At 37.2% G+C, this 25,758-nt stretch carries 27 protein-coding genes and 2 tRNA genes; 18 read left to right on the top strand and 11 right to left on the bottom strand.

The features are described from left to right. Positions 1–449 precede the first annotated feature (449 nt). From thrS to VZD24_RS10900, 5 genes are all read left to right on the top strand, one after another. Positions 450–2,396 (top strand): threonine--tRNA ligase, encoded by a 1,947-nt coding sequence (gene thrS, locus VZD24_RS10920; RefSeq protein WP_342687331.1) that lies wholly within the window; start codon positions 450–452, stop codon positions 2,394–2,396. Positions 2,397–2,454: 58 nt separating this feature from the next. Continuing rightward, on the top strand, positions 2,455–2,967 hold the full coding sequence (infC, locus tag VZD24_RS10915) for a translation initiation factor IF-3 (RefSeq protein WP_279450210.1): 513 nt from the start codon (positions 2,455–2,457) through the stop codon (positions 2,965–2,967). Between the two features lie 66 nt (positions 2,968–3,033). Further along, a complete protein-coding gene (gene rpmI / locus VZD24_RS10910; RefSeq protein ID WP_111844725.1) occupies positions 3,034–3,231 on the top strand; it encodes a 50S ribosomal protein L35 in 198 nt (65 codons plus the stop codon). A 143-nt stretch (positions 3,232–3,374) separates the two neighbouring features. Continuing rightward, positions 3,375–3,719 carry a 50S ribosomal protein L20 gene (rplT, locus tag VZD24_RS10905; RefSeq protein ID WP_045081426.1) on the top strand — a complete coding sequence of 115 codons (345 nt, stop codon included), beginning with the start codon at positions 3,375–3,377 and terminating at the stop codon, positions 3,717–3,719. Between the two features lie 111 nt (positions 3,720–3,830). Continuing rightward, the gene (locus tag VZD24_RS10900) at positions 3,831–4,778 is read left to right on the top strand and encodes an OmpA family protein (protein WP_342687330.1); all 948 of its coding nucleotides are present in this window, start codon (positions 3,831–3,833) and stop codon (positions 4,776–4,778) included. Between the two features lie 73 nt (positions 4,779–4,851). Here the strand turns inward: VZD24_RS10900 and VZD24_RS10895 are convergent, their stop codons facing one another. The 6 genes from VZD24_RS10895 to tgt all read right to left on the bottom strand — a co-directional run bounded on the left by VZD24_RS10895 (position 4,852) and on the right by tgt (position 11,985). Then, positions 4,852–6,111, bottom strand: coding sequence for an asparagine synthetase B (locus tag VZD24_RS10895; protein ID WP_342687329.1), 1,260 nt, complete (start codon positions 6,109–6,111; stop codon positions 4,852–4,854). A 46-nt stretch (positions 6,112–6,157) separates the two neighbouring features. Further along, positions 6,158–7,711 (bottom strand): replicative DNA helicase, encoded by a 1,554-nt coding sequence (gene dnaB / locus VZD24_RS10890; RefSeq protein WP_279448693.1) that lies wholly within the window; start codon positions 7,709–7,711, stop codon positions 6,158–6,160. A gap of 168 nt (positions 7,712–7,879) precedes the next feature. Beyond that, a complete protein-coding gene (locus tag VZD24_RS10885) occupies positions 7,880–8,833 on the bottom strand; it encodes an acetyl-CoA carboxylase carboxyltransferase subunit alpha (RefSeq protein ID WP_279448695.1) in 954 nt (317 codons plus the stop codon). A gap of 51 nt (positions 8,834–8,884) precedes the next feature. Then, positions 8,885–9,787 carry a DMT family transporter gene (locus VZD24_RS10880; protein WP_279448697.1) on the bottom strand — a complete coding sequence of 301 codons (903 nt, stop codon included), beginning with the start codon at positions 9,785–9,787 and terminating at the stop codon, positions 8,885–8,887. Continuing rightward, positions 9,774–10,853 carry an LptF/LptG family permease gene (locus tag VZD24_RS10875; protein WP_279448698.1) on the bottom strand — a complete coding sequence of 360 codons (1,080 nt, stop codon included), beginning with the start codon at positions 10,851–10,853 and terminating at the stop codon, positions 9,774–9,776. The genes VZD24_RS10880 and VZD24_RS10875 overlap by 14 nt, the downstream gene beginning before the upstream one ends. Position 10,854: 1 nt before the next feature. Beyond that, complete coding sequence (gene tgt, locus VZD24_RS10870; protein WP_342687328.1) at positions 10,855–11,985, bottom strand: tRNA guanosine(34) transglycosylase Tgt; 1,131 nt, start codon at positions 11,983–11,985, stop codon at positions 10,855–10,857. A gap of 257 nt (positions 11,986–12,242) precedes the next feature. Between tgt and VZD24_RS10865 the strand changes: the two genes are divergently transcribed. Together VZD24_RS10865 and VZD24_RS10860 are read left to right on the top strand one after the other, a co-directional pair. Beyond that, positions 12,243–13,088 carry a transketolase gene (locus VZD24_RS10865; protein WP_279448700.1) on the top strand — a complete coding sequence of 282 codons (846 nt, stop codon included), beginning with the start codon at positions 12,243–12,245 and terminating at the stop codon, positions 13,086–13,088. A 105-nt stretch (positions 13,089–13,193) separates the two neighbouring features. Beyond that, a complete protein-coding gene (locus tag VZD24_RS10860) occupies positions 13,194–14,147 on the top strand; it encodes a transketolase family protein (protein ID WP_279448701.1) in 954 nt (317 codons plus the stop codon). 81 nt (positions 14,148–14,228) lie between these two features. Here the strand turns inward: VZD24_RS10860 and VZD24_RS10855 are convergent, their stop codons facing one another. After that, entirely contained in the window at positions 14,229–15,152 is a 924-nt protein-coding gene (locus VZD24_RS10855) for an FKBP-type peptidyl-prolyl cis-trans isomerase (protein ID WP_342687327.1), read from the bottom strand. 77 nt (positions 15,153–15,229) lie between these two features. On the opposite strand from VZD24_RS10855, the gene VZD24_RS10850 reads away from it, so the two are divergent. Both VZD24_RS10850 and VZD24_RS10845 read left to right on the top strand, forming a co-directional pair. Further along, on the top strand, positions 15,230–15,628 hold the full coding sequence (locus tag VZD24_RS10850; protein WP_279448703.1) for an RNA-binding S4 domain-containing protein: 399 nt from the start codon (positions 15,230–15,232) through the stop codon (positions 15,626–15,628). A 17-nt stretch (positions 15,629–15,645) separates the two neighbouring features. Further along, positions 15,646–16,149: a phosphoribosyltransferase family protein gene (locus tag VZD24_RS10845; protein WP_279448704.1), complete on the top strand. Its 504-nt coding sequence runs from the start codon at positions 15,646–15,648 to the stop codon at positions 16,147–16,149. On the opposite strand, the gene VZD24_RS10840 is transcribed toward VZD24_RS10845, so the two are convergent. After that, positions 16,141–16,662: a shikimate kinase gene (locus VZD24_RS10840; protein ID WP_342687326.1), complete on the bottom strand. Its 522-nt coding sequence runs from the start codon at positions 16,660–16,662 to the stop codon at positions 16,141–16,143. The genes VZD24_RS10845 and VZD24_RS10840 overlap by 9 nt on opposite strands. 288 nt (positions 16,663–16,950) lie before the next feature. Between VZD24_RS10840 and VZD24_RS10835 the strand changes: the two genes are divergently transcribed. Further along, positions 16,951–17,023 (top strand) — tRNA-Lys (locus VZD24_RS10835). A gap of 116 nt (positions 17,024–17,139) precedes the next feature. On the opposite strand, the gene VZD24_RS10830 is transcribed toward VZD24_RS10835, so the two are convergent. Further along, the gene (locus VZD24_RS10830; protein ID WP_342687325.1) at positions 17,140–17,298 is read right to left on the bottom strand and encodes a transposase; all 159 of its coding nucleotides are present in this window, start codon (positions 17,296–17,298) and stop codon (positions 17,140–17,142) included. Continuing rightward, positions 17,285–17,617 carry a hypothetical protein gene (locus VZD24_RS10825; protein ID WP_342687324.1) on the bottom strand — a complete coding sequence of 111 codons (333 nt, stop codon included), beginning with the start codon at positions 17,615–17,617 and terminating at the stop codon, positions 17,285–17,287. The genes VZD24_RS10830 and VZD24_RS10825 overlap by 14 nt, the downstream gene beginning before the upstream one ends. A gap of 540 nt (positions 17,618–18,157) precedes the next feature. Here VZD24_RS10825 and VZD24_RS10820 point away from each other — a divergent pair. The 8 genes from VZD24_RS10820 (at position 18,158) to VZD24_RS10785 (ending at position 25,118) form a co-directional block, all read left to right on the top strand. Further along, on the top strand, positions 18,158–19,429 hold the full coding sequence (locus tag VZD24_RS10820; protein WP_342687323.1) for a hypothetical protein: 1,272 nt from the start codon (positions 18,158–18,160) through the stop codon (positions 19,427–19,429). A gap of 218 nt (positions 19,430–19,647) precedes the next feature. Beyond that, positions 19,648–19,730, top strand: a tRNA-Leu gene (locus VZD24_RS10815). 136 nt (positions 19,731–19,866) lie between these two features. Then, positions 19,867–20,769: a MerR family transcriptional regulator gene (locus VZD24_RS10810; RefSeq protein WP_279448720.1), complete on the top strand. Its 903-nt coding sequence runs from the start codon at positions 19,867–19,869 to the stop codon at positions 20,767–20,769. A 120-nt stretch (positions 20,770–20,889) separates the two neighbouring features. Next, positions 20,890–22,353 carry a bifunctional phytoene desaturase/3,4-desaturase gene (gene crtID, locus VZD24_RS10805; protein ID WP_342687322.1) on the top strand — a complete coding sequence of 488 codons (1,464 nt, stop codon included), beginning with the start codon at positions 20,890–20,892 and terminating at the stop codon, positions 22,351–22,353. Further along, positions 22,350–23,192, top strand: coding sequence for a phytoene/squalene synthase family protein (locus tag VZD24_RS10800; protein ID WP_279448722.1), 843 nt, complete (start codon positions 22,350–22,352; stop codon positions 23,190–23,192). The genes crtID and VZD24_RS10800 overlap by 4 nt, the downstream gene beginning before the upstream one ends. A gap of 67 nt (positions 23,193–23,259) precedes the next feature. Next, entirely contained in the window at positions 23,260–23,709 is a 450-nt protein-coding gene (locus VZD24_RS10795; RefSeq protein ID WP_279448723.1) for a sterol desaturase family protein, read from the top strand. Positions 23,710–23,712: 3 nt separating this feature from the next. Beyond that, on the top strand, positions 23,713–24,411 hold the full coding sequence (locus VZD24_RS10790) for a lycopene cyclase domain-containing protein (RefSeq protein WP_279448724.1): 699 nt from the start codon (positions 23,713–23,715) through the stop codon (positions 24,409–24,411). Positions 24,412–24,533: 122 nt separating this feature from the next. Then, on the top strand, positions 24,534–25,118 hold the full coding sequence (locus tag VZD24_RS10785; protein WP_342687321.1) for an SET domain-containing protein: 585 nt from the start codon (positions 24,534–24,536) through the stop codon (positions 25,116–25,118). Between the two features lie 9 nt (positions 25,119–25,127). On the opposite strand, the gene VZD24_RS10780 is transcribed toward VZD24_RS10785, so the two are convergent. Continuing rightward, positions 25,128–25,691: a TlpA family protein disulfide reductase gene (locus VZD24_RS10780; protein WP_342687319.1), complete on the bottom strand. Its 564-nt coding sequence runs from the start codon at positions 25,689–25,691 to the stop codon at positions 25,128–25,130. Positions 25,692–25,758: the final 67 nt, after the last annotated feature.

The following is a 25,758-nucleotide window of genomic DNA, read 5'->3' as shown; positions in this document are numbered from 1 at the left end:
AATCCCGCAATACTTTTTAAAAAAATATTTCAAAAAAATTTCAGAGCGTCCGGCTTAACTCTTTTTGAACAGCTATCTGTCCTGCTAAGCGGGTGCAAATATAAAACCCTTTTCTGTTCCCGCAACATTATTTAAAGGTTTTTTTGAATTATTTTATTGCAATTTTATTAAGCTATTGAACCGCTATAACTTAGCTTCAAAATAATATTTCACTTTATTTATACCTTAATATATATACTATGAATCTCTATAATTTCATTTCGCACGAATAATACGCTGCGTATATAAATCTTCAACGTCTTTACGCGCCCAATATATACTGTATTGAGCAATTCATCCTTAATTACACATCAAGAAAAAATTCGGCACAAAGAAATAACAATCTATAAAGTGATTATTGCAAGGCGCCAAAACTAATAGTATCTTTGCACCCTAAAATTTTTCAGTATATGATAGCCATTACCTTACCAGACGGAAGTGTAAAGCATTTTGATGCCGGAGTTACGCCAATGGACGTAGCTAAAAACATTAGTGAAGGGTTTGCACGAAACGTTATTTCGGCATCCTTTAATGATAAAACAGTTGAAACAGCTACCCCCTTAACCGAAGATGGCAACCTTATACTTTATACCTGGAACAATGAAGAAGGTAAAAAAGCTTTCTGGCATTCTTCGGCACATATTCTTGCGCAAGCACTGGAACAGCTATATCCCGGTGTTAAATTAACGATTGGCCCTGCTATAGAAAATGGTTTTTATTACGATGTTGATTTTGGCGACAAGACCATTTCGGAAAAGGACCTCAAGGATGTTGAAGATAAAATGATTGCCATTGCGCGAGGAAAGCACGAGTTTTCAATCCGCGAAGCTTCAAAAGAAGACGCACTGGAGTTTTACAAAAAGCAAAATAACGAGTACAAAGTTGAGCTTATTGAAAATTTAGAAGACGGGACCATTACCTTTTGCGATCACGATACTTTTACAGATTTGTGTCGCGGCGGACACATACCAAACACCGGCATTGTAAAGGCGATAAAACTTATGAGCATCGCAGGGGCCTATTGGAGGGGCGATGAAAATAACAAACAACTAACTCGTATCTACGGTATTAGTTTTCCAAAACAAAAAGATTTAACCGAATACCTAGAACTTCTAGAAAAGGCCAAACAACGCGATCACAGAAAACTTGGAAAAGAACTTGAGCTTTTTACTTTTTCGCAAAAAGTGGGTCAAGGTCTTCCACTGTGGCTTCCCAAAGGTGCTGCACTTCGTGAAAGACTTGAAAATTTCTTAAAGAAAGCTCAGAAAAAAGCGGGTTACGAAATGGTAATTAGCCCACATATTGGCCAAAAGGAACTTTACGTAACCTCCGGGCATTACGCAAAATATGGCGCCGATAGCTTTCAACCTATACACACCCCCAACGAAGGCGAAGAGTTTCTGTTAAAACCCATGAACTGTCCGCACCACTGCGAAATTTACAACAGCAAACCGTGGTCTTACAAAGATTTACCAAAGCGATTTGCCGAATTTGGCACCGTTTATCGTTACGAACAAAGTGGCGAACTTCACGGCTTAACGCGTGTTCGCGGATTTACCCAGGACGACGCGCATATTTTTTGCACCCCTGACCAACTAGACACAGAGTTTAAAAAGGTAATAGACTTAGTATTATATGTGTTTGGGTCTTTAGGTTTTGAAAACTTCTATACCCAAGTTTCATTACGCGATCCAGAAAATCCTGAAAAATACATAGGTAGTATCGAAAATTGGGAAAAAGCCGAAAAGGCCATTATAAGTGCTGCCGAAGCTAAAGAATTAGATTATAAAATAGAGTATGGCGAAGCTGCATTCTACGGCCCAAAATTAGACTTTATGGTAAAGGATGCGCTTGGCAGAAGCTGGCAGCTTGGCACCATACAGGTAGATTATAACCTTCCGGAACGTTTTGAACTGGAATACAAAGGCAGTGATAACGAAACCCACCGCCCCGTTATGATCCATCGCGCCCCCTTTGGTAGTATGGAGCGTTTTGTAGCAATTCTATTAGAACATACCGGCGGAAATTTTCCACTTTGGTTAATGCCTGAACAGGTAACTATCTTATCATTAAGTGAAAAATATGAAAAATACTCCCAAAAAGTTTTAAATTTGCTTGAAAATGACGAAATTCGCGCCCTTGTTGATAATAGAAACGAAACAATTGGCAAGAAAATCAGGGAGGCTGAAATGAACAAAATCCCATATATGTTGATTGTTGGAGAGCAGGAGGAAAAAGATGGAACGGTTTCTGTACGTAAACACGGCGAAGGCGATCTAGGAACTATGACTCCCGAAGCTTTCTCAAAGTTGATTCAACAAGCAGTAAAAGAAGAATCGAAAGAATTTAATGTTTAACTAAAATTAGTAAGCCATAGCAATACGAAGAAAAAGAAGTAGAGGACCTGCAAGGGTAATTAAAGAAGATCAACACAGAATCAACGGAAAGATTCGTGCAGAAGAAGTCCGTCTTGTAGGAGACAATGTTGAAATAGGAATTTATCCTTTAAAAAAAGCACGTGAAATTGCGCAGGAACAAGAGTTGGATCTTGTAGAAATTTCACCTAATGCAAACCCTCCCGTTTGTAAAGTAATAGATTACAAAAAATTTGTTTACGAACAGAAGAAGCGTGAAAAAGCTTTAAAGGCGAAAGCCACTAAAGTAACCATTAAGGAAATCCGCTTTGGTCCGAATACAGACGACCACGATTACGAGTTTAAAAAGAAACACGGCGAGAAATTTTTACAGGAAGGCTCAAAATTAAAAGCATACGTTTTCTTTAAAGGCCGTTCCATAATCTACAAAGACCAAGGTGAAATTTTGCTTTTGCGTCTTGCCCGAGATTTGGAAGAATTCGGAAAGGTAGAGCAAATGCCAAAATTAGAAGGGAAACGAATGATTATGTTCATTGCCCCTAAAAAGAAATAAAACTTCATTTTACAATAGAAATGTAAGTTCACAATAAAGCGAAATAATATATAAAAAGAAAGAAACATGCCGAAACAAAAAACAAAATCCAGTGCCAAAAAGCGTTTTAAGCTTACAGGTACCGGTAAAATCAAAAGAAAGCATGCGTTTAAAAGCCACATCTTAACAAAGAAAAGCAAAAAACGCAAACTTGCATTAACCCATGATGGGTTGGTAGACAAGGCCGACGAAAGCAATGTTAAGCAAATGCTTCGACTGAAGTAATAATGCCTAACCGGTTAAAACAATTATTTAAACCCTGGAGTAGTGCCAAAATGATTTTAAATTAACGATTTACGATTGTTGATTTAAGAAGTTTGAAAAAAAGTGTCGATTATCGACCGCCTGCTACAAAAACAATTAAAATTATGCCAAGATCAGTAAATTCAGTTGCGAAGAGAGCCCGCCGTAAAAAGGTTCTTAAACAAGCCAAAGGTTACTTTGGAAGACGTAAAAACGTATGGACAGTTGCAAAAAACGCTGTGGACAAAGCAATGCTTTATTCATATCGTGACCGTCGTGCAAAAAAGAGAAATTTCAGATCCTTATGGATTACCCGTATCAACGCGGGGGCAAGACAGCATGGAATGTCTTATTCACAGTTTATGGGAAGTTTAAAAAACAGTGGAATCGAACTTAACCGTAAGGTTTTGGCAGATTTGGCTATGAACCACCCAGAGGCTTTTGCCGCAATCGTTAAACAAGTAAAATAAGACAATAACTTATATTATTTCGCCTAAAAACCGCTTCAGAAATGAGGCGGTTTTTTTATGCGCTTAATTCATAATTAAGAAGTTTCAGTATCTTCGTTAAAAATAGCCCTAATGTTGCGTTTCAATTTGCTGCTTTGTTTTCTTTTTCTTTTACCGGGCAAACATCTATTTGCCCAAAACCAAACCGGAAAACGTTATAAAATTGATCGCTACAACTCTATTTATCTTCCGTTGGGGGAAATTTCATTTGCAGATAAGTTGGTTCAATTTAAAGTAGGAAACCCGCCGCCAATAAAAAAATACAGAGATAGCACACAATGCCTGCACGAACCAAATTACCGAAATTACCAAACCCCCAATTTTATATCCTTAGGCTGCGGCGGCACTTTAACCGTAGCATTTACCGATAACGGGTTTATGAACCTTCCCGGCGACGACCTTTATATATTTGAAGTTGGCCCGTCTCGAGAAGCTGCTAAAATAGAAATTTCACAAAACGGCACCGAATGGATGTATGCAGGAAAAATAGCTGGGGGAAAATCGTCTATAGAACTTAGTGATGCAGGAATTGACAATGAAACTGTGTTTTATTTTCTTCGAATTACAGATTTAAAAGAACTCTGCAGAAGCATTAGCGCCGGCGCCGATATAGACGCCATTGGAGCTATAAACAGCGTTATAAAACTTACCATAAACGCCGACGTTCTCTTTGATGTGGCAAAATACAACCTAAAGGAAACCGCCAAAGAAAGTCTAGATTCCTTGGCAAAAATCATTAAAAAAGTTGATAAAGCAACCATATTAATTGAAGGCCACACCGACAGCGATGGCGATGAAATTTCAAATTTAACCCTATCTAAAAATAGAAGCATTTCTGTAAAGGAACGATTGCTGAAAATTTTTAATAATTATGAAGGATACGATTTTGAGGTTAAAGCTTTCGGTGAAAGCACTCCCCGATTTCCGAATGATTCTGATGAAAATAAACAATTAAATAGAAGGGTAGAAATTACCGTTCTCCCCCCAAAAGATTACTATGAAAACTTAATTAATAAATAACTATTTGGAATTTTACCCTTCGACTGCGCGCAGGGAGACAAAAATAGAAATTGTGATTTGGAATTTAAAAAACCTACGTTTTCTGCTTTTTCTTCTTCGCTGCCGGAAATAAAACATTGTTTAAAATAAGTCTGTATCCCGGTGATTTTGGGTGAAGCGCTAATTCGGTTTTCGCATCCCCTACCCTGTGCTGATAGTCTTCGGGATCGTGACCGCCGTAGAAGGTAAAAAATCCTTTTCCTTTTATTCCGTGAATATAGCGTGCTTCGCCATTAGTTTTATTTTCGCCCATCACCAAAACATTACTTTTAATGAGGTTGGCATCAAACGAAGTAGTTTGTCCCATAAATCCTTTAACCAAAGATGTGTGGTTTTGGCAGAGCATTGTAGGTATGGGGTCCCATTTTGCCGAATAATCCATTAGTGAAAAATAGTCCGACTCTTTAATTATTCGTCTTTTTTCGGTCATATCTATACTTGAAAATTCGTAAACCATTGGGCTCCGTTCCAAAATATAATCCTTAAAAGCAAAGGTTTTATTGTAATCTATTTTGCTTTGGTAATTGGGTTCGCTGGGGTCGCCATCAAACATAGGCTCACAGATATCTACTCCTTCGGCAGAAAGTGCAATATCAAAACTATCGGTAGCGCTACACATGGCAAACATAAAACCACCCCCGATTACATAGTCGCGAATTTTTTTTGCCACTGCCAATTTTGCTTCCGAAACTTTATTGAAGCCCAATTTTGCCGCAAGTGCTTCGGCCTTGGCTTTTTCTTCTATATACCAAGGTGCGGCACGATAGGCACGGTAAAATTTTCCGTATTGCCCGGTAAAATCTTCGTGGTGTAAGTGAAGCCAATCGTAGAGAATTAATTGATCGTTTAACACCTCTTCGTCATAAATTACGGTATATGGAATCTCGGCATAGGTTAAAACCATGGTTACTGCATCGTCCCAAGGCAAATTACCCTTAGGGGAATAGACTGCAATTTTTGGTGCCTTTTCTAAAACTACAGCGTCCATATTTTTTGACGGACTGCTTATTTCTGTAAGAATTTGTTCGGTTTTGCTGTTGGAAATTACTTCAAAAGAAACCCCGCGAACCTGGCATTCCTTCTGAATTTCGGCAGAATCGGGCATTAAAAAGGAACCGCCTCTGTAATTCAGCAGCCATTTTACTTTTTGATTTTTTTCCAAAACCCAATAAGTAATTCCATAGGCCTTTAAATGCTCCTTTTGGCTCTCGGCATCCATGGGAATTAGGATATAAGAAGCTGAAGCTTTTATTGAAAAAAGGAGTAGAAATACAATTATAGTAATACGTGCCATTGTGCGAATATAACGACAATTTCCAAGCCAAAGTACTTATACAATATTAAAACGGCACATCATTGTCGTCATCTGTCAAAAAATCTTCATTCATTGAACTTCCGAAGGCTTCGTTTGCAGAAGGGAGGTTTTTGGTTCTAAACGTATCGTCGTTTGCAGCGTCGTTCATTCTGGAGTGAATTTCGGTAGGATGATCAAAGTGCTCCAAATTATCAAATTTACCGAGGTTTCCAATAAATTTAAGCCGTATTTCATCTAAACCACCGTTACGGTGCTTTGCTATTATAAGTTCGGCCTGGCCTGCGGTTGGGGTGTGTTCTTCATCATCCCACTCATCAATTTTATAATATTCCGGACGGTAAATAAATGATACGATATCTGCATCCTGTTCAATTGCTCCAGATTCACGAAGATCTGAAAGCAGCGGTCTTTTACTGCCACCACGGGTTTCCACTGCACGAGAAAGCTGGGATAGTGCAATTACGGGAACACTCAATTCTTTGGCCAGGGCTTTTAGGTTACGTGAAATGGTAGAAATTTCCTGTTCCCTATTGCCTCCTTTTTGGCTTCCGCCGGCTGTCATCAATTGCAAATAATCTACTATTATTAGCTTAATACCGTGTTGCGAAGAAAGTCTTCTTGCCTTGGCGCGTAAATCGAAAATTGAAAGCGAAGGAGTATCGTCAATAAAGAGTGGGGCTTTTTCGAGGCCTTTAACTTTTACATTTAATTGTTCCCACTCGTGTTTCTCGAGATTTCCGGTACGTAATTTTTCGGAACTCAATTGCGTTTCTGAGCTAATTAAACGAGTTATAAGTTGAACGGACGACATTTCCAAAGAGAAAAAAGCAACAGGAGTATTGTGCTCCACTGCCATATTTCGGGCCATAGAGAGCGTTAATGCGGTTTTACCCATACCTGGACGAGCAGCTATAATAATTAAATCGCTGGGTTGCCAGCCCGAAGTAAGTTTATCGAGTTTTGTAAATCCAGACGGTACTCCAGAAAGTCCTTCTTTGTTGGCAATTTCCTCAATTCGTTTTTTTGCTTGTATTACAAGATTTTGGGCCGTTTCGGAAGAACGCTTTATATTTCCCTGTGTAACTTCGTAAAGTTTTGCTTCGGCATTGTCTAAGAGGTCAAAAACATCTGTACCTTCATTATAGGAATCTTCAATAATTTCATTCGAGATTTTTATTAAACTTCGCTGAATATATTTTTGAAGTATGATGCGCGCGTGAAACTCAATATGTGCCGAAGAAGACACTTTTTGGGTTAATTGTATTAAATAAAATTCGCCTCCTACGAGTTCTAATTTCCCTTGTTTCTTTAATTGCGTAGAAACGGTTAATAAGTCTACGGGTTGGCTATCTTCAAACAATTTATGAATAGCCTCAAAAATGTATTGGTGCGCCTGTTTATAGAAAACTTCGGCGTGTAGGATATCTATTACCTCATCTACACCTTTTTTATCAATCATCAAAGCGCCAAGTACAACCTCTTCTAAATCAAGTGCTTGCGGCGGTATTTTGCCTTTTTCGAGCGATATAACTTGCGAAGGTCGAGTTGAAAAACTGGTTTGAGGTTTGATTTTTTCCATGAAGCGAATGTAAAGAAAATGTTAAGAGAAATGAAGTGTTTCTGGTCTTACTATATTAACCATTCTTCAACAATTGAACTGTTGAAAACTCCAAATTATTGTTAATAACCCGTAAAAAAATCCAAGGCTCTCGCCTCGGATTTACGGTAAGATAAGCTATAGTTCAATTTAACCTTTGAACTCGCCCATTTCTAAATATTTATTCATTCTATTTTTAACCAAATCGGTTGGGGATAACATTTTTAATGCGTTATAAGTCTTATCAATTACCCCGGCAACCGTTCTAAAAGTTGTTTCCCGATCGCTATGTGCACCTCCTAGAGGTTCTTTAACTATTTCATCAATAAGTTTAAGCTTTTTCATGTCTTTTGCCGTAAGTTTTAGGGCTTCGGCAGCTTGCTCTTTAAATTCCCAACTTCGCCATAATATAGACGAGCAGCTTTCTGGACTAATAACGGAGTACCACGTATTTTCCAACATTAAAACCTTATCGCCAACGCCTATTCCGAGTGCACCGCCGCTGGCTCCTTCTCCAATAATTACGACAATAATTGGCACTTTAAGGCGTGTCATTTCCAAAATATTGCGAGCTATTGCCTCGCCTTGGCCGCGTTCTTCTGCCTCGAGCCCCGGAAATGCTCCAGGCGTATCTACAAAACACACAACGGGAATTCCAAACTTTTCGGCAGATTTCATTAATCGTAATGCCTTTCGGTATCCTTCTGGATTTGCCATTCCAAAATTTCTATACTGGCGTGTTTTGGTATTATAACCTTTTTGCTGGCCCACGAACATATAACTTTGATCGCCTATTTTTCCGAGGCCACCAACCATAGCTTTATCGTCTTTAAAGGCACGATCTCCGTGTAACTCCAAAAACGAATCGCCACAGATAGCTTTTATGTAATCTATAGTATATGGCCGATCTGGGTGGCGGGATAATTGTACGCGCTGCCATGGGGTTAGCTTTTTATAAATTTCCTTTTTAGTATCCTTTAGCTTCTTTTCAATCTGTTTGCAGGTGTTGCTTACATCTACATCGCTCTCCTGGCCAATAAGGCAGGCTTTTTCGTATTGCTCCTGCAATTCTTTTATAGGGAGTTCAAAATCAAGATATTCCATAATTTTTTCCTTCTTTTAATAAAGGTTTGCTTACAAAGATAAAATTTTGTTTTAGGTGTTACTCAATCTTCTTCGATTTCTTTCTTGAGTAATTTTAATGATACCGTTGGCAATAACCGTAATTAATATTATTACAGCTCCGTAATAAAATTGCGCGCTCATATTTTCTGAATCGCCAAGGACAATAAGCGCCAAAATAATACCGTACACTGGTTCCATATTTATGGTTAGCATTACGGTGTACGGACTTATCCATTTCATTACATGTATTGATGCAATAAAGGCATAGGCGGTGCAAACGGATGCCAAAATTAGTAAATAGATCCAATCGTGGGCAGAGATTGTAAAAAATTCAGTTGTAAATTTTTCAGCAAATGCCAGATAAATAGTAATTCCCAGAACTCCAAACATTAATTCGTAAAATGAAATTGCTGACGCTTTGTATTTTAAAACAAATTTGCCATTAATTACCGAAAACAAGGCACTTAAAAATGCTGATATTAATGCAAGAATAATTCCTAAAGTATATGAACCTTCAACGTCAAAAATAATATATAAACCGCCCACTACGATGAGGCCGAAGAGCACTTCGTAAATAATTATTTTGCGTTTATAAAAAAGCGGTTCTAAAATTGAGGTGAAAAATGCGCCGGAAGAAATTACCGCCAACGTTACCGATACGTTCGAAGCTTTAATGGCTCCGAAAAATGTGAGCCAGTGCAGGGCAATTATAATTCCCGCCAAGGCAAAGCCACTCAACGTTTTTAGTGAAAACTTTAAATTTTCCTTTCTAATTTTTAAAAATGCAAATATAATTAGGGTAGCTAAAAGCATGCGGTACCAAACCAGCGGAATGGCTTCTAAGGTAATTAAGGCGCCCAAGACTGCGGTAAACCCCCAAATAAAAATAATAAAGTGGAGATGGAGATAGTTTAATAATTTATCGTTTCGCATTTCTTAGAAGATAAATTGCCAAAATTGCAAATAGAAAATTAGGAAACCAAGTAGCAACGAGGGGTGAAAAATCGCTCTGTTCGGCCATGGTGCCAAATACCTTATCGAAGAACACAAAAATCATCCCAATACTAATGCCTATTGCCAGATTAAGCCCCATTCCTCCGCGTCTTTTCACCGAAGAAACAGCCACTGCAATAATGGTTAATATATAGGCCGAAACTGGCAAACTCCAGCGTTTGTAGCGCACCACTTCATACCTATTAATATAAGACGAACCACGCGCTTTTTCCTTTTCAATAAAGTCGTTGAGCTCCGTAAAATTCAAGGTTTCGGCTATGTATGTAACCGGTGTTAAATCTTCCAAATCGAAGGAAAAAACGGTATCTAATTTAGGCTTGCTTTCCAAAATATCGTTTTTCTCGCCAATTATTCGTTTTTTATAATGAAATAGGGAATATGTGCTATCCTTTTCATTGTATTTTATCTGTCCGGCCGAAATTTTATACGTCATCTCATTTCCTTCAAAATGTTCCAATGTAAAGTTGCTTCCAATTTTATCGGAAACATTAAAGTAGCTTACATATATGTAGTCGTTTTCATTAATTTGCGTATAAACATTACTTTGATCCCTATCCTGTTTTCCCTTTTTTAAATACGTATATGCAAATTCGTTAAATCCCTTGCTAGCCTTTGGCGCTAAATACATACTGAAAACAAGCGCGGCAATACAAACTATGGTGGCTCCAATAATATACGGACGCAGAAAACGATAATACGAAACACCACTGCTTAAAAATGCAATTACCTCCGTATCGTTGGCCAGTTTTGAGGTAAACCAAATAACTGAAAGAAAAAGAAACAACGGAAATAACAAGTTGGCAAAATAAATAGTGAAATTATAGAGATAGATCATCACCTCCATAAACGGCACTTCATTTTCAAGGATTTTGTCAATTTTTTCGGCAAGATGAACTGTAATACCAATAGGTATAAAAAGCAATAACAGCAGCGTAAAAGTGCCCAAATATTTCTTTAATATGTACCTATCGAGTATGCTGAGCATTTTACAATCTTTGCGCGAGTTTTTTAACCATGCCGTTTTTCCAATCCAGAAAATCTCCTGCTAAGATATGTTTTCTGGCTTCGCGAACCAACCACAAATAGAAACCGAGGTTGTGAATGGTAGCTATCTGTCTTCCCAACATTTCATTTACGGTAAATAAGTGGCGCAGATACGCTCTGTTGTATTCTGTATCTACCCACGTAATTGCCATGGGGTCTATTACCGAAAGATCGGCTTCCCACTTTTTGTTTTTTATGTTAATAATACCTTCCGAAGTAAAGAGCATTCCGTTCCTCCCGTTTCGCGTAGGCATTACACAGTCGAACATATCTACTCCAAGTGCTATATTTTCAAGAATATTGGCGGGAGTTCCTACGCCCATTAAATAGCGCGGTTTATCCTGTGGAAGAATTTCGGTTACCACCGCCGTCATTTCATACATCTCATCTGCTGGCTCGCCAACTGAAAGTCCGCCAATAGCGTTGCCCTCTGCTCCAACCGAAGCAATGTACTCTGCCGATTGTTTTCGCAAATCTTTATAAGTACTGCCTTGAACAATAGGAAAAAACGTTTGCCCGTAATCGTATTTTAGCGGAGTTTTTTCTAAATGTTTTATGCATCGGTCCAGCCAGCGGTGCGTCATATGCATAGAACGTTTTGCGTAGTTATATTCGCATGGGTACGGTGTACACTCGTCAAATGCCATAATGATATCCGCGCCAATTGTACGCTGAATTTCCATAACATTTTCGGGCGTGAAAACGTGGTAACTGCCATCTATATGACTCTTAAATTTTACGCCTTCCTCCTTAATTTTTCTATTTGCTGAAAGCGAATACACCTGATATCCTCCACTGTCGGTTAAAATATTTCGGTCCCAGTTCATAAATTTATGAAGGCCGCCCGCCTTCTCAAGGATTGTAGTTTGCGGTCTTAGGTATAAATGATATGTATTTCCCAAAATAATATCTGGATTAATATCTTCCCTTAGTTCGCGTTGATGTACGCCTTTTACAGTACCTACGGTACCAACGGGCATAAAAATAGGAGTTTCAATAACGCCGTGATCGGTCGTAATAGTTGCGGCGCGGGCGCTACTTTGCGGGTCTGTGGCTTCTAATTTAAATTGCATTCAGCAGATTTTATTGAGGGGGCAAAGATAACGGTTATTAAATTCCAAATCCCAAATTTCAAATAACAAAATTACACAACGGCTCTTCCGATTTAAGTATGGCTGATGTAGTGATTTTGTAATCTTCTGTCTTCGTGCATCGCGCATCAGACAGTTTTCTGTTAACAAAACCCTGAAATCGTTAATAAAAGCCTTCGTGTACCTTTTGCCTCCCCCCGATAATACATTACTTTTGACACTGAATTTTAAAACACATTATGGCAGATTATAAAGCACTTGAGGATTTGGTAGTTCAAGTTCGAAGAGATATTTTACGGCAGGTACACAAAGTGAATTCTGGGCATCCGGGAGGTTCACTTGGTTGTGCCGAGTTTTTCGTTGCACTTTATAACGAATTGATGGAACGCAATGATACTTTTGAGATGGACGGCATAGGCGAAGATCTTTTCTTCCTATCAAACGGGCATATTTCACCAGTATTTTACAGTGTTTTAGCACGTGCGGGTTACTTTCCGGTAGAAGAGTTAAATACCTTCCGCCTTTTAAACTCGCGTTTGCAGGGGCATCCAACTACCCACGAAGGCTTACCTGGGGTTCGTATTGCGTCGGGATCACTCGGACAAGGAATTTCAGTTTCAATTGGAGCGGCACTCACAAAAAAATTAAATAACGATAACCACCTAATTTACACACTTTGTGGCGATGGCGAATTGCAGGAAGGTCAGAATTGGGAGGCAATTATGTACGCGGCAGGAAATGGGGTAGATAATTTAATTTTAACTGTAGATTTAAATGGCCAGCAGATAGACGGTTCCACAGACAATGTGCTACCCATGGGCAATGTTAAAGCGAAATTTGAAGCATTTGGTTGGGATGTAATGGAAATTAAGAAAGGAAATGATCTAAGTGCAATTATTTCTGGCATGAAAAAAGCAAAAGACAAATCGGGTAACGGAAAGCCAATTTGCGTTTTGCTTCATACGGTTATGGGCAATGGTGTAGATTTTATGATGCATACGCACGATTGGCACGGAAAAGCGCCCAATGACGAGCAATTAGAGAATGCTCTTTCACAAAACCCTGTAACCTTGGGTGATTATTAAAGCCCCCCTAGCCCCCGAAGGGGGAACTCAGACTCTAAAATGAAATTATTAATTTAAAATATAACCCGCTATAAGCCCCTCCTTCGGAGGGGTTTGGGGAGGCTTATGAAAAAATACACAGATACAGGTAAAAAAGACACACGTTCAGGTTTTGGTGATGGACTTACGGAACTGGGAAAGAAAAACAAAAACGTTGTAGCACTTTGCGCAGATCTTACAGGATCCTTAAAAATGGACGACTTTAAAGCAAACCATCCGGAGCGCTTTTATCAAGTAGGAATTGCCGAAGCAAATATGATTGGTATGGCAGCAGGGATGACCATTGGTGGGAAAATTCCATTTACGGGAACATTTGCCAATTTTTCTACCGGAAGGGTTTACGACCAAATTAGACAGAGCGTAGCATACAGCGGAAAAAATGTAAAAATTTGCGCATCGCACGCAGGTTTAACTTTAGGGGAAGACGGGGCAACGCACCAGATATTGGAGGATATTGGCTTGATGAAAATGCTTCCGGGAATGACCGTAATAAACACTTGCGATTACAATCAAACTAAAGCTGCAACTATAGCAATTGCAGATTATAATGGTCCTGTATATTTACGTTTTGGAAGGCCCAAAGTTGCAAACTTTACACCTGCCGATCAAAACTTTCAGATAGGCAAGGCGGTACAATTGCAAGAAGGCACCGATGTAACTATTGTTGCTACCGGTCATTTAGTTTGGGAAGCGTTACAAGCTGCAGAAACTTTAAACGAAAACGGAATTACGGCAGATGTTATAAACATTCACACCATAAAACCCTTGGACGACGCCGCGGTTTTAAAAAGCGTTAAAAAAACCGGCTGCGTAGTTACTGCCGAAGAGCATAACTTTTTAGGCGGTCTTGGCGAAAGCATTGCACGTTTGCTAGCAACTCAGCATCCTGCACCCCAAGAATTTATTGCCACCAACGATACCTTTGGTGAATCTGGCACACCGGAACAATTAATGGACAAATACGGTCTAAATGCCGCAGCAATTGTAGGTGCGGTAAAAAAGGTAATTGCTAGAAAATAGCATTTTAAACTATGGTAAATTAAAAAGCCCTATGCTAGAATTGCATAGGGCTTTTTATATACGTTCTATCTAAACGCTTCTTTAAATAGTAGGGTCTAGATAATCTGGAGTTCCGTTTCCGTTGGTATCTGGGAAGGTAATATTGCCGTCGCCATCTATCTCTATTTCATACTTGGTTAAACGGCCGTCGCCATCGTCATCGTCATCCAAATAATTCGGGATTCCATCCCCATCGGTATCTTCATCCATCAAATAACCATTACCGTTAAGATCTTCCATATAAGACGGTATTCCGTCATTATCGTGATCTGCAACTTCAGAATCAAACAATTCAAAAGAAAAAATTAGTTGATCATAAGCATTCAAACCACCTGTAGCTGGAGGATAATTATAGTATCCCAAACCTGATGGAATAAAAACGGCACCTATACCAAAATCTTCAAAAGAAAGTGTGCCATCAGGATTGGAGATTACGTTTGCAGCTCCTTTAAACTGAATAATTGCTTGCTGCAACCCTCTAATAATTCCTGAGGTAGTTGGAGAGTCAACCAAGCTAAACCGAACGGGAATAACCGAACTATCAAACAAATCCAGGTTCATAAGCCGCCCTTCATAAGTGTTAATGGTATAATCTGAAAAATGGGGTTTGTCGCCCCCACCCTCACGAACGTTTAGGTAATACAGTTTATAGGTAACATCTGTATCTATTACATCGGCAACTTCTAAAAAATCTACTTGTTCAAATAAGGGGGTTTTTCCAGCATTGTCTCCCGCAAGGGTATCGAACTTAATTTTAAAATTTTCGGGATCTGTCTGAAAATCCTCGTAATTATAGAAATGGGTTTTCAAAAACGTTTCAATTTCATCTTGCGCTCTTGTTGCCTCTACGCTACGATCTCTGGGCGGGGGTGGTTCTGGCCCGTCATCTTCATTCTTTTTACAGGAAACTGTAACAACTAGCATTACAACTAATAAAGCAAAAGCATATTTAATTTTTATCATCATCAATTTTTTGTGGGCGCAAGATACAATTTTCCGCTATTTTTGCACACTACATTAACGTTGTTTTGAACATATTAATTATGAGGATTGACAAATATTTATGGGCCGTTCGATATTTAAAGACTAGAAATATCGCCACACAAGCTTGTAAAAAAGGTGCCATTCGGGTTAACGGCGATATTGTAAAAGCTTCGCGAAATGTATATCCGGGTGATAAGATTACACTTCGAAAAAATCAAATAAATTACCAGTTAGAAGTTTTAGACCTCCCCCAAAGCAGAGTTGGCGCCAAGTTAGTAGATCTGTATAGAAAAGACACAACTCCCAAAGAAGCTTTTGAAACAAATGAAATGCTGCAATATGCAAAATCGTACTACCGTAAAAAAGGCGTGGGAAGACCTACTAAAAAAGACCGTAGGGATTTAGAAGATTTTACTGAAGAAGCAACCAATGACGACATTGACACCCAACAACCATAATTTTTAAAATTTAGACAATGCAAGAAATAACATCCGTAATACTAGACAAAAAGCAAATAGCCCACAAGATTAAAAGAATTGCTTACCAAATTTACGAAACCAACGTAGAAGAAAAAGAAGTTGTAGTAGCCGGTATTACGGGCAACGGTTTTATATTGGCAGAAAAAATTAAGGTAGAAGTCGAAAAAATTTCGCCTATAAAAGTTTTGCTTTGCGAAGTTTTAATCGATAAAAAAAATCCTGCTGAGCCTCTGGAAACCACTCTGAAAAAAGAGAATTACGCGAATAAGTCACTTCTATTGGTAGATGATGTATTACATTCTGGAACCACTTTAATTTACGGCGTAAAACATTTTTTAGAAGTGCCTCTTAAACAATTTAAAACTGCGGTATTGGTAGATAGAAATCACAAAAAGTACCCAATAAAAGCAGACTTTAAAGGCATTTCGCTCTCTACATCCTTAAACGAAAACGTCTCGGTTATTTTTGAAAAAGGAAACGATAGAGCAATTTTAGAATAGACGTCCAACTATTTCTTCGGTAGTTTCCGCTATATTTTTAGCACTACTTTCTACAATAATATTGGCTTGATTGTAATAAAAAGTTCGTTCAAAAAGATGTTTTCGTATAAAATCATTAACCTCATCTTCCGAATTTAAATGCGCCAATAGCGGCCTGTGCTCCTTTTCTAAAAGCAATCTATTGGTTAAAACGTCTAATGAATTTTTTAAATACACCAAAGTTGTATTGGGCTCTTCCAACATAAAGGTAAGCGAATCTGCATAGCAGGGAGTGCCGCCACCGGTAGCCAAAACAAAGCTGCCAGCCTGTTTTAACAAAGTCTTTAATACTTTGTTTTCTGTTTTTCGAAAATAGATTTCTCCCTTTTGTGAAAAAATTTCAGGGACAGACAGATTTTCTGATTGTTCAATTTCGGTATCCAAATCCTTAAAAGGCAAGTTTAATACCGAAGCGAGTTTTTTTCCTACGGAAGATTTGCCGCTTCCCATATATCCTATTAAAATTATTTTCATCAGTATATTATATTTGAGAAATAAAGAGATGGAATGCCCCACTATTCATCTTCGGGTATTTTAAATTTGGTTTTGGGCATTTTATAGTTGTAAAATTGCAAAGTTCTCCTTTTTTACGACAAGAATCTTTAAAAAGAGTAAAGATAATTCAGAAAATATCGAAAAATATAAAAATAATTCATTTGTGAAGCCTTGTTTTTCAGAGGTTTTAAAATTTCTTTAAATTTATTGCAGTTTCGTTTTGAGAATTTAATTTAATGATAGTATATTTGCACCCGCATTAAGGAAGACCTGGTAGCTCAGTTGGTAGAGCACCTCCCTTTTAAGGAGGTGGTCCTGGGTTCGAGCCCCAGCCAGGTCACAAACACAGAGATACCCGTTCAGACAGAGCGGGTTTTTTTATGGCTATTCCGAAATATACGGAGCGAGAAGTTTGGATCAATACCAATTGTTGTGGATCAAGACCAATTGTTGTGTTTATGCAAAAATTGTGGTTAATCTATAAAGGAAGAATTCTACATTTTTGACTCCTCTAAACTGCGCTCTAAAAGCTTTTATTTTTGCATTGAATGATTCTGCTGATGCATTTGTACTTCTGTTTATAAAATAGTTTAAGATTGATCTATAACAGCTCATTATAATTTTTTGTGTGGCGCACTACTTCCTCACAGAATAGTTTTGATGACCTTTCCGCTCCAAATCCCGAAGCGTCCACGGGATTCATCCCGAAGGCTTTCCTTTTTCTATTAACACGGTTAGTAGCTTCCTGTGACATTGGGTTGCTGGCAGAATCCATCATAAAATCCCATTCCTCCGCAAATAGCGCCAATTGTAATTGTTTTACCTGTGCGGCAAAGTCTGTTTTTCCTCTTTGGACTTTTCTTAATTGTTCAATTTCATAATCCGTTAAATATTCTTTGTATTCTTTTAAAATTTTTCCAATAGTTAAATGCATAATTTGTTTTTTGTTAAGTATTAATAATTGATAGTTAAGGGTTTTTGGTTAATCGCTTGTTACAAAATTAAAATTTACAAAGGTGTACTTCTCCCCTTTTTTGTAGGTCATTTCGGTATTTTCCTTTACCAATGCTGTGCATAGGGCCACTTCGTGCCTTACTTGGTCTTCATTTATTTGTAAAGGGAATAAAAGTTCGTATTCTGGGGAGAACTATTTTGAACTTTCCCGATAGCCGTTCTATCTTTTGATAGAACGGTTTTTTTTAAAGTAGTATATAGGTTGTAGGCGTGTAGCCAAATATCTTTCTGTATTAGAATATCACCTATTTTTTTTGGAAAGAATGAGTTAAGTATGGTAAGCTGCAAATTTGAAAAGTCCTTGCCGAGAAAAGCGATCAAATTATTTTTTAAACTTTAAACTAAGGATTAGCTGGCTAATTTTTTAAATACTTCAAAGTCGCGTTAAAATTTTCCTATAATTTATTTTGAAGCTTTCAATAATTATGATGTTTTATACTTTTATGTAAAACAATCTATTTTGAAAAAAGCAATACTCGTATCTCTTGGGCTTATTATAGCTATTATTGGGATTATTTACATTTCATTATGGAGCAAGCCAGCTAATCCGGAAACCGACGTAATTATAGCTACAAACAACATAGATGCAATCGATTTTAATAAAATTGATAGCGTTTCCGTTGCAGCCAGTACTTTGTATAAAGGAGATATGCTAAAAAATCTTATGCAAGGCGAACAATATAGAGATGTATGGGCAACCCCGGTAAAAGTACCCGTAGTTTATTTAGGCCAACTACACGGAGGCCTCTCTATTATAAAAAAGGGCGGGGGTAAACAAACTAAATCGTTGCGCCTAAAAAATGAAAAAGGAGTGGTTTATACCCTTCGGAGCGTTGCAAAGGATCCCGATCCGTTAATTCCCGAATTCGCTAAAACCCTAGGTATTGAAAATATAATAATTGATGGGGTTTCGGCGCAACATCCATACGGCGCAATGGTTGCTGCAAAATTATCAGAAAAGATAAATATTCAGCATACACATCCATCGTTGGTATTTGTACCTAAACAAAAACAACTCGACCAATATAATGAGGAATATGGCAATAAGCTGTATTGGTTGGAATATGAAACTAAAGGAGAAAAAAATTGGTCTAATCTAGAAAATATTATTGATCTCATTGACACCGAAAAATTACAGGAAAGAAAACTTAAATACCGAGATAGCCTCAAAATAGACAAAGCAGCCTTAATACGAAACCGATTGTTTGATATTGTTATTGGCGATTGGGACAGACATGCCAAACAATGGGGATGGTTTTTTCAAAAAAACCAAAATCACTATACCGCAATTCCATTAGCGAGCGATAGAGATAATGCATTCTTTTCCATAGATGGGGTTTTGCCTAGCATTATTTCATCCAAAAATATACAACCTCGGTTGCGACCTTTTGAGCGGGAGATAGCGTATATGCCCGGTCTTGTATATCCGTTTGATGTATATTTTTTAAAAAACACACCAAAGGAATTATTTATAGAAGAAGCTAATTATATTAAAGCCAACTTATCGGAAACGGCAATTGACGAAGCATTTGCAATATGGCCTAAAGCAATTTACGATATTCACGGTGAAAAAATTAAAGAAATACTAATCTCCCGCCGCAACGATTTAGAAAAATATGCTGTGCAATTTTATGAAGTTCTGCAAACAAAGGAATATTTACAAAAGCCGTTAAAAGGTTCAGAAGATACTGATATACCTAAGAATTTGCAGCAGTGTTTTGAATGCCTATAAACCTTCAAGATTTCAACATTCAATACAAAAATACTTCATTATTTAATTGCATTCGTCAGCTATTTTATTGAAAGCATTTTAAAAGTAAGCTTCATTTTTTTGCTTGTCTATTAAGGTGATTAGTTTTACATTTGCGCTCGCACTAAAAAAGTTGCACTTACCGTTTCAATTTTACTTAAAGCACAGATATTGCTTTATAAAAACTGAAAAATGTATCCACCCGGGTGCTGGAATTGGTAGACAGGCATGGTTGAGGGCCATGTGTCCTTTGGGCGTGTGGGTTCAAGTCCCATCCCGGGTACAATTTTAAATACTTCACTTTTAAAATTATCTTTTGTAGTTATATACTACACTGTTTGTTTAGAGTTTTTGAACTTTATATAAACAATCTCACTTCTTTTTTGTACTTTTCCCTTTAAATAATAAATTATTGTTCTGTGATTAAAACTCAATTTGGTATTAAGGATCTAGAAAATCTTTCAAATGTAAAGGCTCATACCATCAGGATTTGGGAAAAGAGATACAACCTGCTTGAACCTGACAGAACAGATACAAATATTAGAAAGTACGACCTTCAAAACTTAAAAAAACTCCTCAATGTAACCTATCTCTACAATGCAGGTTATAAAATTTCAAAAATTGCAAGTTTAGATCCGGCGCAGATGCAAGCGTTGATAATGCAAAATATTGATGGTATTGATTCTGAATATTTAGGCAATGTTTTTAAATCTGCCATGTTCGAATTTGACGGCGAACTTTTTGACGCTACTTTGGAAAAGCTTTTAGAGAAAAAATCGTTTCGCAGTATTTTTGCCGAAATATTCGTTCCACTGCTTAATGAAATGGGCATACTGTGGCACTCGGGTACTATTGACCCCTCTCACGAACATTTTATTTCAGAAAAAATTAAGCAGAGTATCATTGTGCACTCGGCAAAAAATAAAAAAACGCAGATCGATAAAAATGCGCATTTGTTCGCACTTTATTTACCCTATCGCGAAATCCACGAAATTAGCCTGCTTTACGCCAATTTTGAATTGATTTCTGCTGGCTTTAGAACCATCTATTTAGGTGCTAATATTCCATTAGACAGCTTAAAGCACATTCTTAAAACCAAAACGAAAGTAATTTTCGTAACCTATTTAACCGTACTTCCGGAGAACGATAATCTTGAAAAATATCTGAAGGATTTTCAAAATGAAGTGGGCTCCAAAGGTCCGAGCGAAGTTTGGGTATTGGGTCGCAAAGCGAAAAACAATATTAAGAATTCAAAAAACATAAAACTTTTTAGGGAAATTGAAAATTTCACCGAAAAAGTAGATAGTCTTTCAAACCCGTAGTTTTATTAACTATACCACTAAATTTTAATCATTTATAATTCGATTATTTTCATAATTAAAAGCCAAAAAATTTTCAAACTTCTTTTTTTGTTTAAATAATACGTACTTTTGTTAAACAATATGAAAGAAATAGCAATTATTGGTTCCGGATTTTCATCTATTTCAGCTGCTTGTTATCTCGCACAGGCCGGTGCTACGGTAACTATTTACGAAAAAAACAGTACCATTGGCGGTAGGGCAAGACAGCTAAAAAAGGATGGCTTTACTTTTGATATGGGACCTACTTGGTATTGGATGCCCGACGTTTTTGAACGTTTTTTTAATGATTTCGATAAAAGTCCTGCAGATTATTACGAACTCGAAAAACTAAATCCTGCCTATCGCGTTTATTTTGGCAAGGACGACTTTATAACTATTGAAGATACATTAGAAAAAATTTGTATCGCCTTTGAAAAAGAGGAGGCTGGAAGTTCAAAAAAACTTCGCAAATTTATGGCGCAGGCTTTAGACAATTATAACATAGCTATAAAAGACTTGGTTTACAGACCTGGGGTTTCTCCTTTAGAATTGGTAACGGCTGCGACTATGAAAAAAATAGGGCAGTTTTTTAGCACCATAAGCAGAGATGTACGCAAGGAGTTTAACAATCCAAAACTGATTTCCATTTTAGAATTTCCCGTGTTGTTTTTAGGTGCAAAACCTTCTAAAACGCCTTCGTTCTACAGTTTTATGAATTACGCCGATTTTGGCTTGGGCACATTTCACCCTAAAAAAGGAATGTACTCCGTTATAGATGGCATGAAAACCTTGGCCGAAAATCTTGGAGTAAACATTAAAACCAATCAAAATGTAGAAAAAATTTGCATTGAAAACGGCAAAGCGAACGCCCTGATTATTAATGGAGAAAAAATAAATGCCGATGTTGTTTTGAGCGGCGCAGACTACCATCATACCGAAACGCTTTTAGACAAATCGTTCCGGCAATACTCTGAAGAGTATTGGAATAAAAAAACCTTTGCGCCTTCAGCATTACTATTTTATGTAGGATTTAATAAAGAACTTAAAAATGTAGATCACCACACATTGTTTTTTGATGTAGATTTTGAAAAGCATTCACAGGAAATATACGACTCCCCACAATGGCCGGACTCCCCTTTGTTTTATGCCAGTTTTCCTTCCAAAACAGACAAAAGTGTTTCGCCTGAAGGCAAGGAAGCTGGCATTTTTTTAATCCCATTGGCCCCGGGCTTAGACGATATTCCCGAAATTAGAGAAGAATATTTCGAAAAAATAATGGATCGCTTTGAAAAAATTACAAACCAAGAGGTTACAAAAAACGTTATATTTAAAGAATCCTTTTGTATTAACGATTTTGTTTCAGATTACAACAGTTATAAAGGCAATGCATATGGGCTGGCCAATACTTTGATGCAAACAGCCTTTTTAAGACCAAAATTGAAAAGCAGTAAAGTGAAAAATTTGTTTTTTACTGGCCAACTTACCGTTCCGGGACCGGGGGTTCCACCAGCACTCATTTCTGGAAAGTTAGTAGCAGGATTAATTGAAAAAGAAAACCAACATTGAAAGAACTTTTTGACATAGTATCTAAAGAATGTAGCAAAAAGGTTACTGAAACTTACAGCACCTCCTTTTCGCTCGCCACGCGTATGCTTGGCACCTCAATAAGGCAAGATATTTATAACATCTACGGGTTTGTGCGTTTTGCTGACGAAATTGTAGATTCGTTTCACGAGTACGACAAAGAGGTGCTTTTTAATAGGTTTGAAACCTCCTTAGATCAAGCCCTGTTGGATGGTATAAGTTTAAACCCAATTCTTAATTCCTTTCAAGAAACCGTTCGCAAATACGATATTGACAGAGAACTTATAGATACTTTTATGGCGAGTATGCGGTTAGATTTAACCAAAAGCGTTTATAAAACTACCGAAGAATTTAACCAGTATATTTATGGCTCTGCAGATGTGGTTGGCCTTATGTGCTTAAAGGTTTTTGTAAAAGGCGATAAAGAAAAATACAACCAATTAAAAGACGCTGCGATGAGCTTAGGCTCGGCTTTTCAAAAAGTGAATTTTTTACGCGATCTAAAGGACGACTACGAAAATTTGAGTAGAACGTATTTTCCCAATACCAATTTAGATGCGTTAAACGAAGATTCAAAAATCGAAATAATTAAAGAAATAGAAGCAAATTTCAGTCACGGGTATCAAGGTATTTTAAATTTGCCCCGCGAAGCAAAATTGGGGGTTTTTGTGGCGTATAGATATTACAAGCGCTTACTCAGAAAACTTCAACAAACGCCAGCAATAGAAATTAAAAATGCCCGTATTCGAGTTCCAAATACCGAAAAAATTGGACTTTTAACGCGTAGCTATGTAAAATATCAATTAAATTTGGTGAAGTAAATTTCGGGAATGTTGCTACTATAAAAATTCACCATAGCATTACAAAAACTATAAATTACAAGTAAAAATGACGACAGTTCTTTGGATATTAATTTTCATACTTACATTTTGTATTATGGAATTTATGGCGTGGTTTACGCATAAATACGTAATGCACGGGTTTTTATGGAAATTGCACAAAGATCATCACCACAAAGACCACAGCAGTTGGTGGGAGCGCAACGATTTCTTTTTTATATTCTATGCTTTGGTTAGCATTTTTTGTTTTGTAAGTTGGAGTTTTTACGGCTTTTGGGCTGGGTTGCCAATAGGTCTTGGAATATTTGCATACGGACTCACCTATTTTTTTGTTCACGATATTTTTATTCACCAGCGTTTTAAAATGTTCCGAAATGCCAATAATTGGTACGCTCGCGGTATTAGGCGTGCACATAAAATGCATCATAAACATTTAGGAAAAGATAAAGGTGAGTGCTTCGGAATGTTGTTCCCCCCATTAAAATATTTTAAAAAGTAAACCATGTGGCACCTATATTTTATGCTCAATCTCGCTTCGTTGAGCATTCCTTTTATATTTAGCTTTCATCCAAAATTGAAGTTTTATAGACTTTGGAAATACTTCTTCCCTGCCACCTTTATTATGATGGCATTTTTTATACCTTGGGATATTATTTTTACCCAAAATGGTATCTGGGGTTTTAATGAAAAATATTTGTCGGGAATAACTATTGCCAACCTGCCTTTGGAGGAATGGCTTTTCTTTGTTTGTATTCCCTATGCCTGTCTTTTCACCATTTATGCGTTTAAGGATTTAATGCCAAAGTTTCAACTTTCAAATAATACTACAGCTGTAGTTTACTTCAGTTTACAGACTATTTTAATCGTGCTCCTGCTATATTTTTACGATCGCTGGTACACTGCTATAAATTTTGGATACGCTATTGTACTATTAGCTTTAGTGTATAATTATAAGAGGGCGATTTTAAATGTATTCTTTCCGGTGTTTAGTATTCTGTTAATTCCATTTTTTATAGTGAATGGATTTCTTACAGGCAGTTGGATACAGGAACCGGTAGTCTGGTATAACGACGCCGAAAATCTAGGAATCAGGCTCGGCACCGTACCAATTGAAGATAGTATCTACGCTTTAACTATGCTTTTAACCATTTTTGTTTTGATGGAAAAATTTAAAGAGAAGTACAGTTCAAAAATCGGTTAAAGGGTAACTTTTTTAAAAAATACCTCCAAAATAACCACAATAAAATTTGATATACAATAGATAGGTTTTGTAAAACGATTGAGATTTTGTACTACATTTAATCCCGAAAATTACAATTGTTTATGATTCATCCTAAAACAGAACTTAAATTTATTAGCGAACAAATAGGGTATGGCGTTGTTGCTACTGAAATGATTCCCGCCGGCACGATAACCTGGGCATTAGACGATTTAGACAGGGAGTTTTCTCCAGCTAAAATCAGCAAAATGAACCCGCTATATCAAGATATTTTAGAAACCTATTGCTACAGAAACAGAAAAGGCAATTATGTACTTTGCTGGGATTACGGTCGCTTTGTAAACCATAGTTTTAAAAGCAATTGTCTATCTACCGCCTATGAATTTGAAATTGCGATTCGCGATATTCAAGCTGGTGAAGAACTTACCAACGATTATGGCTATTTAAATATTTCCGAACCATTTAAGGGAATAGACGAAGGTACGCGTCGTAAAACGGTTTATCCAGATGACCTCTTAAACCACTACGAGGTTTGGGACAAAAAGCTTATTAAAAACTTTCCAAAAATTACGGAAGTGGAACAACCCTTAAAATCGTTGATAAACGAAAAGTTATGGAGCGATATTCAAGCTATTATAAAAGGCAAAAAAACAATGAAGTCTATTAAGGAAATTTACTTTGCAGGATAATTTTAAAATCTATTCTGAAAGAAGTGTCTCTAAAAGTGCTCTCATTTTTTTACTGTTCCAATCGGCCGCACCTTCTTCATCTATAACTATTTCACCTGTTTTTGAAATTAAATAAGTAGTAGGTAGTGCTTGCGATTCCAACTGTTTTGGAGCTTTATATTGCTGAATAAATACCGGCAATGTATATTCGTTCTTTTGAAGAAATTTATGCACCTTTTCAGAATCTTCGGACGTAACAAAATAGAAATCTACCTTTTCGCCATAACTATCATATAATTTTTGAAACGATGGCATTTCGGCAACGCAGGGCGGACACCATGTAGCCCAAAAATTTACCACTGCAACCTTCCCTTTAGATTTTGAGAAATCTACATTCTCGCCATTTAAAAGCTGTAAATTCCATTGATAATCCTGTAGTGTTTCGCGTTCGGCCTCCGTTTTTTCGGACGGTGAAAACGAAATAAGCCGCTGTACGAAAACCTGAATGGGCATTCGTGTTTGTGGAATTATCAGCAATGCCAAAAATGTAAAAAAGAGCACGTTGCTCCAGTTCTTCTTTAAAAAACCTTTCATATTTTAATTGAATAAAAAACCTCACAAATCGTGAAGAACTGTGAGGTTTAAGTAATAATATAAAAAA

This window comes from Aequorivita flava, assembly GCF_038742595.1.
In the GTDB taxonomy this organism is placed as follows: Bacteria; Bacteroidota; Bacteroidia; order Flavobacteriales; family Flavobacteriaceae; genus Aequorivita; species Aequorivita marisscotiae.
Note: the sequence above shows the minus strand (reverse complement) of the source record. Positions and strands in the feature narration are given on the sequence as shown.